Origin of the sequence: Legionella bozemanae (assembly GCF_900450575.1) — a bacterium.
GTDB lineage: Bacteria > Pseudomonadota > Gammaproteobacteria > Legionellales > Legionellaceae > Legionella > Legionella bozemanae.
In genome coordinates this window covers 831,688-843,633 of record NZ_UGGY01000001.1, presented here as the reverse complement: position 1 = coordinate 843,633, position 11,946 = coordinate 831,688, and the positions used below count along the sequence as shown (strand labels likewise).

The following is an 11,946-nucleotide window of genomic DNA, read 5'->3' as shown; positions in this document are numbered from 1 at the left end:
AATAGTCCTTTTTTAATTTTTACTCAATGTAAAAAGTTATCACGCATCATTCAAGAAAAATAGTCTAAAATTAATTATTAAATAGGAATTTTACTTTGAAGATCAATTAATAAAGTAAAGTGTAGCTCAATTGGTTATGAACTCATGGAGGAACAGGGAATGAAACAATTTCATAATATTCTGTTTGTAAGTAACGGAATTGATGATGAATCTGAAGCTTTACGACATACTATAAGATTAGCTGCTGATAATAAAGCAACCCTTGATATTCTGATAACATGCCCACCCTTTCCTCATAATCTTGATGAATATAAAAGCTCGTATGAAACGTTTCTTATAGAAAAAATGAACAAAATCATTGAATCAGCGAAAACTTCCTTATCTCTTAATAAGAAAGAGCCATTAATAAAGATAGAAATTGAATGTGGAAATACACCAGATATCCGTATTATTCAGCGCGTACTGCGTCATCCATACGATCTTGTAGTGAAAGCAGCAGAAAAAGATGGTAATAAAAAAGGTTTTAGGGCATTAGATATGGCCCTATTACGTAAATGCCCTTGCACTTTATTTCTTCATCGTCCGATAACTCCAGATAAAACGATTCATATCGCCGTAGCGATTGACCCCAAAGAGGAGGAGGTTTCAGGTCATGATCTTTCTATTAACCTTTTAAGGTTATCCAATGCTCTTGCAATACATTATAAGGCTAAATTAAGTGTTGTTACTTGCTGGGATTTCGTTTTGGAAGACTATCTGCGCCGTAGCGTTCTTATTGATATCCCCCCACCAGAACTGGATGAAATGGTGATGAAAGAGAGTCGCTCACATTATAGTGCATTATGTGCGCTGATCCATGAATCAGGCATAAAAGAGCAACCAACCATATATCACGTGAAAGGACATCCTTCTGAACTTATCCCTTCAAGCATTAATGAGAATAAAATTGATATTTTGGTGATGGGAACAGTAGCACGAACAGGAATAGCTGGTTTTATTATTGGTAATACAGCCGAAAATATTCTGCAAAAAATCAATTGTTCGCTTTGGGCGCTTAAACCACAGGGTTTTGTATCGCCTGTAAAAGCTTATTAAAGCAAAAAAACAACAATTTTCTTTTTCATAGTCTGGAAGAATTATGAAGAAAAATAACAGACTCCATTCATGGAATGATTGTACGGATAACGATATTTGTAATGAGCTTATGACTTCAACTGAAGAAGGTTTAACAATAAGCGAGTCGAAAAATCGCCTATTGAAATTTGGATACAATGAACTGCCCTCTTTACCTCCACAATCGGTCTTTAAAAGGCTTCTTTCTCAGTTAAATAACGCGTTAATTCTTGTATTATTGGCTGCAGCTATAGCAACTTTATTTTTAGGCCAGATTACCGATTCAGTAATAATCTTCGGGGTCATATTAATCAACACATTAATTGGGTTTATACAAGAAGGAAAAGCTGAAAAGGCGATTGCTGCTGTACATAGCATGCTTTCATTACATGCTACAGTTTTACGAGAAAATAAGCGAATGATTATTCCCGCAAGCGAGTTAGTCGTTGGTGATTTAGTGCTTTTGCAATCAGGAGATAAAATCCCCGCTGATCTTAAACTTGTACGTACTAAGAACTTGAAAATTAATGAAGCCATACTCACAGGAGAGTCCAACACAGTTGAAAAGAAAATAGGGGTATTAGCTTCTGATACTCCATTAGCAGAACAGACCAACATGGCTTTTTCAGGAACACTAGTGACTTCGGGCAAAGGGGAAGGGATTGTTGTTGCAACAGGAATTCAAACAGAAATTGGCAAAATCAACCAGTTACTTACCCATGTACAACCCTTAATGACACCACTTATAAAGAAAATGTCTTTATTTTCTCAATGGTTAAGTGGATTTATTTTAGCTTTTGCAAGTGTTTTGTTTCTTATTGGTTATTTTCTTCATCACTTTTCAGCACATGAGATGTTTATGGCCGCAGTAGGGATTATTGTAGCAGCAATCCCTGAAGGATTACCTGTTATATTGACGGTGGCTTTAGCTATTGGGGTTCAGCGCATGGCCAGCCGATATGCTATTATCCGAAAACTTCCTGCTGTGGAAACTTTAGGTTCAGTATCCATTATTTGCACTGATAAAACGGGCACTTTGACGCGCAATGAGATGTCTGTGCAGAAAATCTGCTTAGCAACGAGCGATCTGGATGTCAGTGGCGTAGGCTACAATGCGGAGGGTTCTTTTTATTTTGAAAGCAAGAAAATACAGCCTCAAGAAAATCATGATTTATTAACTTTGGGGACTGCGTGCGTACTATGTAATGATGCAGAATTGGATTTTCAGGATAATGAGCCAAAATTACAGGGTGATCCCATGGAGGGGGCTTTACTTTCTCTCGCAGCCAAAGCAGGAATATACCGACATCAGCTGGAAGAAAAACTCACATTGAAGGATGTGATTCCTTTTGATGCAGAACATCGGTTTATGGCTACCTTACACCACCAAGAGAAATCGGCTTTTATCTATTTAAAGGGAGCCCCCGAAGTTGTTTTCAATTTTTGTTCCTTCCAGCTTCATAATCAGGGGTATGATGCATTTGACCTTGACTATTGGCAGCAGAAAATTTCTAATTTGGCACAGCAGGGGTTACGCACGTTAGCGATTGCTTACAAACCTGTTTCAATCAATGACGAGAAGATAGAGTTTGCGGATGTAACGTCTGATTTGATACTGATTGGCATCGTGGGTATTATTGACCCTCCACGAGAAGAGGCCATTCAAGCAGTAAAAGAGTGTCGAGCAGCCAATATTCGAGTCAAAATGATAACAGGCGATCATGCTATCACCGCATTGGCTATCGCCAGGCAATTAGGAATAGGTGATGGTCAACACGTGTTAACCGGGAAAGAATTACACGAGCTTAGTGATGAACGTTTCGAGCAATCGATTGAAACAGTTGATGTTTTTGCACGCACTAGTCCTGAAGATAAATTACGGTTAGTCAACGCGCTGCAAGCCAAAGGTTATGTAGTTGCAATGACTGGTGATGGAGTCAATGATGCCCCAGCTCTAAAACGAGCTGACATAGGGGTAGCCATGGGACATAAAGGAACAGAAGTCGCCAAGGAGGCAGCTGAAATGGTTATCACAGATGATAATTTTGCCTCTATTGTCGCGGCAGTAAAGGAAGGACGAACCGTTTATGATAATTTAAAAAAAGCCATTTTGTTTTTGCTGCCAATTAATGGTGGTGAAACACTGAGTCTGGCTATTGCTATTATCATGGGTGCCACTTTGCCGATTACTCCGGTACAAATTCTATGGGTAAATATGACGTGTTCTGTAGCATTAGGGCTTGCCTTAGCTTTTGAACCATCCGAACCTCGTATCATGAAACGAGCGCCAACTCCAGTTCATGAACCTTTGCTATCGAAGTACCTTGTTTGGCGGATTATTTTTGTTTCCCTACTCTTTGTCGCTAGTGTTTTTACCGTGTTTTATTGGACATTGTGGCGCGGAGAAAGCCTGGAAACGGCACGAACAATGACCGTAAATACCTTAGTCTTACTGGAAATTTTTTACCTGTTCAGTTCGAGATATATACATGGCCCATCTCTAACCTGGAAAGGAATGCAAGGAACAAAACCTGTATTAGTCGCAATAGGATTAGTTGCTTTCTTGCAGTTAAGTTTTACTTATATGCCATTTATGCAAGAAATTTTTAAAACAGAACCCCTTACCCTTTGGCATAACGTTGGGATAGGAGTAATAGGCATCTTTAGCTTCATTATTATAGAATTTGAAAAATTAACGACTTTATTTAAGAAGTAAATAATATTAATGAGCTTGCAGATGGCAGAGTACTTTAGAAAGATAATTGAAACCGTTGCATAATCACACGTTCATTGGGACGGTTTCTCACTTTACTTGTCGAAGCGGTGGCATAATCACCGGCGGTTAAACATCCAGGTGTCTCTGGGGCATTTAATGCTCCTGTGGAACACCCCCCAACAAAACTAGTTTGATCATATTCTGTCATAATGACCATATTTCTATTTAAGAACCAATTAATCCCTACGCCCCAAGTGTTCGCTCTTTGTATAGAGAGCCTGGGATCAGAAAAGGTGTAATTGGTTTGCTCTTCTTCGGTAGTAAAAGAATTAAAAATACGATTGTCCAGCGCTAATTGTGACCACCTCGCGACTAATTGAAACGCGCCCCATCCCTTCTCCCTGGGAGAGAAGTTGCGATTAGGTTTTAACGACCCGAGCGTAAAGGCTTCTTGAGTCAAATTATAAACCACTTGCACTTCTGCTGCGTGGTTCGTCACTTCAACGAATTGCAGAGCATCAGCGTTGGGGAAAACAAGTCCTTTGGACAGGGTTTGCCGAGTTTGTGCCCATTCCCCAAATACGCCAAAAGGGCCTAGGAACCAAAAAGCTTGAGGATGAAGTCTTTTTCTTGGACCATTCCCGTGTACATCCGTTTCATAAAAGAAAATTGGATTTTGGCCAACAGAAACTAGAGCAGGTGGATTGCTTTGATTGTTTACCTCTTCTGTACTGCCAGCGATGCCAAATCCCAAATTTCTTAAAAGCGGCAAATAACCATTTAGGAAAGGATTGGTAAACAAGCGAACTTCAAATACTTTATTCGCTAAGGTTGCTGTCTCTGAACTAAAGGTAGTGGGTGTAACAGGATTTAATCCGGGATTGGTATTATCAAAAGTCCCTGTTAATACCCCAACCTCATAAGAAAACCAGTCATTGAATTTATTGTATTTATAATTATAAGGAGATTGATCGGTTTTTCGCTTTGGACCCACAGCTCCGTAGAATACGAAACCATATTCTCTGCTCGGCGCCATCATCGTTGCATAGCCACGTTCAACTGTATTGTTCGTAGCGGCCCCTCTCAATCGATCAAATCCTGTTAAGAGGCTTTTTTGTTTGCCAGCTCTTAAACTGAACACTTCAAAATAATGCAAATCAATAATGGCATCAAATAAGCGAGTTTGACCTTGACCAAAATCCGGTGTGAAATAAAAATCATTATATTTCAAAAAAGTACCATTAAAAATGGGGCGTACACGTCTCATCCAAAATCGATTCACATCATCCTGGTTAATCATATCGGTACTTTCGGCACCATTATTTATGGTTAATCCTCTTACATTGAAAAAAGCATCATTGTCAAATTGATAAAGACCATGCAGAAATAATTTGTTTTGGTTATCATTTGAAATGAAGCCAAAGCCATCTTGGCTCGCTATCGCATGGCCATAGTGCGATATATTTTTTTCTTTTTCATTAGGAGTTCCAGCAACAATAATTTGACAGAAAGAGAACAATAAGCTCCCTAACAGAAATTTAAAGCAGTGGGAATTTAGAATTATCGACACGACACGATCTTCCTTAATCCATAACAGAAGCCGAATATTGCCAGAAATGGTAGATAAGTGAAAGCACAAAAATTAACTATCCCCTCCCACTGAGTTGGCAAGGTGAAAAATGCTCGATGCCATAAAAATTTTTTTGGTGAAAAAGATAGGAAGACGTAAATTACCTTATAAAAACCGCCATTTTAGTCTCCTTCAGAGGCGTCAGCTTGGAGATTGATTTAAAAGATAATGCATTTCTCGTTTGCTGTGTTGTCATTTGTATTCACGGTTTGTAAGTATTCCTGTATCTCTGGTAATTGCTCAGCCCAATCAAGATATTCTCTTAATGGAATATAGAGGCTTTTTGTGGATCCAAAGGGTTGATCAGGATTAACAGCTTCATTGGGTTTGCGCAAATCGGCTACCTTCGTATTATCGTGAATCACTTGCTTATCTTCTAAGAATTTGATGAGCAAATAAAATGAAAGCGAGCTTGGTCGGTAATGTCCGCTGCTATTGCTTATGTGTGTAATAATTCCATTGTTTATCACCCACATGCCTGCACATCGTACACTTTTACCCGCACTCAATGAAGAATGATGGAATTTGCCAGCCTGATGAGGATGGGTAAGAAACTGATTTTCATTATCCTTGCACCATACAAATGCTGCTGATCCATATGCCGTGCCCATTTTAAAGCTATAATTTTTCATTTGTCTTGAATTTAATTTCTCAGCTTCTTCATCACTATTTTGGGGCTTTGAAACAATGTAATTTTGGCCCTCAATGTTTTTAAATGTCGCAATATGCGCATCTTTCAAAGCATAATCAATCAAACTAATTTCATACTTTTCTTTAAAAACTCGATTTTGAGTTAATATCTTATGATTTTCTAACCATAGAAAAAATGGAGTAGTGTCTTCGCTTTTTACCCAATCAATAAATGCAGAATTTATTCCGCACGTTTTATTAGGTAAGTTATTCATGTTAAATTCAAATTGCCGATGTAATGGATCAATTTTTTCGAGATATGTCCCACTGAATAATTTTAACCGTGATGGTGCATTTGATTTGTTACGTACTTTTAAATGTTCAATCATTTCATTGCGATTAATGTGATGAGATTTAGCAGTAGCTAAGAACGATTCGAGTTTGCTAAGGTATTGTAACTTATGATTAGACTTTTTCTGTAATGACAAAATCCAGTAATCAATACTATCTTCTAATTTCTTGTGGATCCCTTGTGGTTTTTGACCTAAAGCGTCTCCACGTTCTGCAACATAACGCTCACACAATTTTTCTATGTGAGATAACGCTTCTTTTCGGGCAATGATATTGTCTGCTTTTTTCTTTGCAAATTGATGGTATTTTGTTATTGCATCAGTTATTTCAGTAATAATGCTATTCTTTTTATCACCATGTGAAGAATGCAAAATAGCTTGCCATTCATTAATTGAGTAAATATCACGGCCGGTTATCTGGAACATTTTAGCGACTCCATATTTTATTCATATACTGCTTTTCGGTTGATTTTTTTGATAATAAAATCATTAGGAGAAGTTTAGTTATTGAACATTAAGATAAAGTTATGGCTCATCGGTTTTTTTGCGAAGCATATACTTCCAAGGGGGGAGCTTTCTTTAATGCAGAGTAATTTGACAATACTACGTTTATGACGAAAACTACACTTAATACACATAATGTAGCAATATATATTAATATGTTATATTATCCGCTTTTTTTAGGAGAACTCTATGGGTATTGTAAAAATTTCAAATGAATTGCATGAAGCCACTAAATTAATGGCTAGAGCCATGAGTCGTTCAATAAATTCACAAGCTGAGTATTGGATTAGAGTAGGAAAATTAGCAGAAGAAAATCCTTCTATTACTTACCCTGAAATTCTCAAAATTTTAGTAAACCAAGCATCATCAGGGGAAATACACGATGTTAGTGAAGACGCCTGAAGAAATACAAAAAATGCGCATTGCTGGAAATCTGGCTGCATCGGTACTGCAAATGATAGAACCTTATGTTGTTGCAGGTATAAGCACTATTGAACTGGAGCGAATATGTCGTAACTATATTATTGAAGATTTAAAAGCAATTCCTTCAACATTAAATCACTATGGATTTCCGGCTTGCATTTGTACCTCAATTAATCATGTTGTATGTCATGGAATACCTTCTAATAAACTACTTAAAAATGGCGACATCATTAATATTGACGTTACTGTTCAAAAAGATGGATACATTGGAGATACAAGTAAAATGTTTCTCATTGGCAATGTAAAACCTTTTGCCAAAAAATTAGTAGAAGTCACCCAGGAATGTCTTTATAAGGCAATTGCTCTTGTGCGTCCGGGAGCCCGACTCGGGGACATAGGGAGCATCATCCAAGAACATGCGGAGAAAAATCGGTATTCTGTTGTTCGTGAATTTGGGGGACATGGCATTGGTAGAACCATGTGGGAAAAACCTGATGTAATGCATTTTGGCCAGCCCAATACAGGGTTATCATTGCAAGCTGGAATGACCTTTACTATTGAACCGATGATTAATTTAGGAAGTAAGGAAATCAAGACATTAGGTGATGGATGGACTGTTGTCACAAAAGATCATAAATTATCTGCACAATGGGAGCATACCATTTTAGTCACTGATCATGGGTATGAAATCCTTACCTTAAGATCCGATGAGCGTATAGGTACTTCTCATTACTGGTAATATTTTCTAACAAGATAAATATCCCCTTGCCATACAAAAGATCTGCCTGCCCCTATTCCAGCAACAATGAGATAAAACTGGATTCCGTAAACAAGTCGTAGGGGCGGGACGTAGTGGATCGTTCTAATTATCCAAAATAAGCAAGATAATTGATCAAGTTAGGCCCTTTCATACTACCCCAGCCGGTTACAAGATCATAACCAGGTACTGCTGAATAAATGCCAGATTGGCCGAAAATGACATCATGAAAAACGATACCATAAACGGATGATGCTCCAAGATAATAAAGAGTATGACTAATAAATCCAAGCGTCGTATGGTGAACGGCGGCTGTCTGTTGATTAGCCAGAGCGATATAGGCAGCCCACATAGGAGCCGCAAAACTAGTGCCTCCGAAATGGTTTGCCGTACACGGTTTTTGATTGGCGCACACGTAAAAAGTAAAATTCGCATTGGCGGCTACATCTGGGCCATTACGCAAAAATTGCGAACCATTATTTCTTGAGTTGATCACGCCTGGAATGGTCTGCCATGGGGGGATCGGAACATTGTCTGGGGAGACGCCGCCACCGCTATGTGACCAGGCTGTTTCCGACTGCCAAGCACCGCCTGGGCCAGTAGTAATCAAGTCAGTACCACCAACTGAGACAACATATGGAGAATCTGCCGGCCATGCCTCGGCTTTGCCAGTCTTCTCCCAGGTAGAATCATCGCCCGATGCTACAAAAAAAGTTTGACCTTGAGCCATCATTCTCACCCAGTATGGGTTAAGTGTGTTTGGATCAGCAGGTGTCCATCCCCATGAACAGCCAATAGTCGTAGGTAAAGGATTATGCGAAACCATAGAGCTGAAAATTGCAGTATCAGTGGAGCCTATATACATTACCAAACTTGCGAGTCCAGGAGCCATACCAAGAGCCTGTGTCATATCCAGTGTTTGTTCAACATCGTCACACGATGGATGGACGCAACTCGTTGGTGTACCGTCTGTGGAGAGCAAGGTTATGGGTACCCTATTAGTTTGACCAATATTGTTGAAATAAGTGTATAAATCAATCAGATTTGTACCCGCATATTCAAGCAGCCCGAGATGTTGGCCTGCACCAGTCAGAGCTGATGGCCCTTTTACTCCATAGTAAGCGGCCCTCATGTCGCTGCCTAAGAATGAGTTCTGAGGACCAGAACCTGTAGTCGCCCTGGGTTCACCCAGCTCCTGTTCTCTATATTTATACCGAGGATGAGGGATTGAATAGTTGTCTAAGCCAGAGATATGCCATAGAGGGAATGGCAAATCCACCGTGGGCTCGCGATCTGGGGCATAAAATATGCGGTTTTCTTTGGCGTCCTTGTACATCTGCATGGATATATTGAAGGTTTTCTCGATATTCGCAACAGAGCCTTCAATCTGAATGTCCATACCATCGCGAGAGCCTCCTACTACCTTAAAGCCGTGATCTTTGGCGAACTGAATTACGGTGTCATAATCCTCCTGACTCGGACCAAATCTATCAGTAAACTCTGATACGGTGAGGAACTTCCGATAAAAGGGACTTGCAGGATTATAAAGTTCTTTTACAAAACTATCTAATCCCTCCTGATCACGCAGTGGTAATACAATGTCGAGACGCAAAATTTTGGTCGCAAGCATAGGACGCACGTATGTCGCAGTTCCATTTGCAACTTCGGGATAAATATGGTGTGTTAGGAGCTCTTGTGCCTGTGCCATAGCACTCATCCCATAGAGGGCTGTCGTTAATCCTAAAGCTATAGAGAATCTTCGTAAAGTTGTCTCACTCAAGTGTTTTTCTGATCGCTTCATAAATACTCCCTTATTTATTTAATAGCCGGTACGATAGCAAATATTAGCAATGATAATTCAACCCGACACGAACAGCCGCTGCAGTAAATTTGGTGGTGGTATTAATTTGTGCAGCACCAAAAACAATGGGTTGAATCGGCAAAAAACTCCTCTGGGATAAGACAACATTATTATTTATTGTGCCAATGTCGTAGTAAATCCCTTCAATTTTAGCACTCCAATTAGCTCGAAATATCCATTCCAATCCACCCCCAGCTGTCCATCCAGTACCAGTCTTCTTTATATTGTTTTGCATGGTAATAGGAGCATAGCTAGGAAATCCTAATGATTCATTTGCGGTAAACGCTTCATTCAATACAACACCACCGTAAGCAAACCCACCGGTGCCATAGAAAAGTACAGATGGAGACCATAGATAACCCAATCGACCACGAACTGTCCCAAGATAATCAAGTTTTTTGGTAACAGATATCGTTGCGTTATAATATTCGGCAGGAAAATCAACCAAAGGAACCATGCGGGCCGCTTGAGCAGTTGCATTAGATTGGGTAAGACCATCGATGTCTGCTTCAAGGCCAACAACGAATTGATTTTGCAACTGATAATTGTAACCGACTTGACCACCGCCAATAAACCCATCTGTATTAAGTGAAAAATTATTGGTTCCTACAACAGCCAGTGCGTTTGCAATATTTTCTGCGCCCAATGAAAACAATGGATCTGCATAACCAGGTGAGCCCACGGTATTCACTGCTTTATTTGTAGACCACCAATATCCAGCATTAGCACCTATATAAAATCCTGTCCAGCCATGGGGCTCAGCGTGAATTGGTCCCATGCTCCCAGAATATGAAATACTGCTACAGCTCGCGCTTGCAATAGTTATGAGACTTAGAACAACCTTTTTCATATCATCATCCTTAATATCAAATAATAAACGAACAATCCGTTGTCATCATAAAAATCTTTACGATAACATTTGTAAAGGCGTTTGCCATAGAAAAAAATCACTAAAATTTTTTATTAACTGAGAATTATGCTCAAATACCCCTCAAAAAAATATTAAGAGCACAGAAATATCTAAAAATCGATCAATAAATTGAATAGATTTAGATCTTGTAGTAAAATTTACAGCCATAAAAATATGGAGAAATATATGATTCCTAAAGTAGTAGCAGAAAATGTCTTCTTCTTTTTTAATAAGGCGGATTTAGAAAAGACTCATAGAGTTTCAAAAGAATTTTACTCTTTAAGTCAAAATGAATTAAAGAGTTATACTACTAAACTCCTGGCTGGAGAGTATTTTGCAGTTGGAGAAAAAGTAGTTATTTCAAGAGAGACTAATTTATTTTTAGATAGAGAATATCCTTACACCAAGCTCAAAGAAAAGATACCTTTAGCAGAAATAAGCAAGGCAATCCCTACGGGTAAAATTAAGCTATTCAAATCTCAAGAAGAAGCTGAGGATTACGCCTTTAAAACCTCCAAAGACTCTGATAGAGGGCTAGGGTTTGCCGAGAGATCCCCCATATTTAAAGTAAAACTTTCTGAGCCTAAAATACTTTCTACAATTCAAGAAGATGTAAACTATTTGCGATTCCCATGGAGTGATAAGAAAAAAACAGCATCCGTAAGCTATGTGACCACAGATGTTAATAACCTTGAATTTATCTCAGGTCAAATGCCAGGGTATAAGGAAGAGTATTCGTTACAAACGAAGCAAGATAATTGTCTTGTAATGTAATTCATGCAAGAGGTTATAGAATGTTCATTCTGTTTTAAAACAAAATGAACATTCTTTCTTTTTAAAATATGGATTTTTGAGTTGAGTTCAAAGTCCTGATTGTTACTCTGTACACTGATATCCTCAACTACCTCTTGTTAATACGTTAACAGTATGAAAAATTCATTTAACCAAGTCAGGGGTTTTATCCGCCAGGGTAAATTCTCCAATTGGGCAAATTAAATGATTAAGCAACAAAGAGGGATCATTATTTACTATTGGAATTGCGGATTGGTTGG

The 11,946-nt window shown here is 38.7% G+C and carries 9 protein-coding genes; 5 read left to right on the top strand and 4 right to left on the bottom strand.

The annotated features are described in order from the left end of the window. Window positions 1–159 precede the first annotated feature (159 nt). Together DY223_RS03640 and DY223_RS03635 are read left to right on the top strand one after the other, a co-directional pair. Window positions 160–1,095: a universal stress protein gene (locus tag DY223_RS03640; RefSeq protein WP_058460877.1), complete on the top strand. Its 936-nt coding sequence runs from the start codon at window positions 160–162 to the stop codon at window positions 1,093–1,095. A 43-nt stretch (window positions 1,096–1,138) separates the two neighbouring features. Beyond that, window positions 1,139–3,829 carry a cation-transporting P-type ATPase gene (locus DY223_RS03635; RefSeq protein WP_058460878.1) on the top strand — a complete coding sequence of 897 codons (2,691 nt, stop codon included), beginning with the start codon at window positions 1,139–1,141 and terminating at the stop codon, window positions 3,827–3,829. Between the two features lie 34 nt (window positions 3,830–3,863). On the opposite strand, the gene DY223_RS03630 is transcribed toward DY223_RS03635, so the two are convergent. Both DY223_RS03630 and DY223_RS03625 read right to left on the bottom strand, forming a co-directional pair. Then, a complete protein-coding gene (locus tag DY223_RS03630; protein ID WP_058460879.1) occupies window positions 3,864–5,348 on the bottom strand; it encodes a porin in 1,485 nt (494 codons plus the stop codon). 269 nt (window positions 5,349–5,617) lie between these two features. Beyond that, window positions 5,618–6,865: a hypothetical protein gene (locus DY223_RS03625; RefSeq protein WP_058460880.1), complete on the bottom strand. Its 1,248-nt coding sequence runs from the start codon at window positions 6,863–6,865 to the stop codon at window positions 5,618–5,620. Window positions 6,866–7,132: 267 nt separating this feature from the next. Here DY223_RS03625 and DY223_RS03620 point away from each other — a divergent pair, with 267 nt between their 5' ends. Both DY223_RS03620 and map read left to right on the top strand, forming a co-directional pair. Continuing rightward, window positions 7,133–7,345, top strand: a complete 213-nt coding sequence (locus DY223_RS03620; protein ID WP_058460881.1) for a ParD-like family protein — start codon at window positions 7,133–7,135, stop codon at window positions 7,343–7,345. After that, a complete protein-coding gene (gene map, locus DY223_RS03615) occupies window positions 7,326–8,105 on the top strand; it encodes a type I methionyl aminopeptidase (protein ID WP_058460882.1) in 780 nt (259 codons plus the stop codon). Before DY223_RS03620 ends, map begins: the two co-directional genes overlap by 20 nt. Before the next feature lie 127 nt (window positions 8,106–8,232). Here the strand turns inward: map and DY223_RS03610 are convergent, their stop codons facing one another. Continuing rightward, entirely contained in the window at window positions 8,233–9,924 is a 1,692-nt protein-coding gene (locus tag DY223_RS03610) for a S53 family peptidase (protein ID WP_058460883.1), read from the bottom strand. A 43-nt stretch (window positions 9,925–9,967) separates the two neighbouring features. After that, window positions 9,968–10,834 carry an outer membrane protein gene (locus DY223_RS03605; protein WP_058460884.1) on the bottom strand — a complete coding sequence of 289 codons (867 nt, stop codon included), beginning with the start codon at window positions 10,832–10,834 and terminating at the stop codon, window positions 9,968–9,970. Window positions 10,835–11,080: 246 nt separating this feature from the next. On the opposite strand from DY223_RS03605, the gene DY223_RS03600 reads away from it, so the two are divergent. Next, on the top strand, window positions 11,081–11,668 hold the full coding sequence (locus tag DY223_RS03600) for a hypothetical protein (protein ID WP_058460885.1): 588 nt from the start codon (window positions 11,081–11,083) through the stop codon (window positions 11,666–11,668). Window positions 11,669–11,946 lie beyond the last annotated feature (278 nt).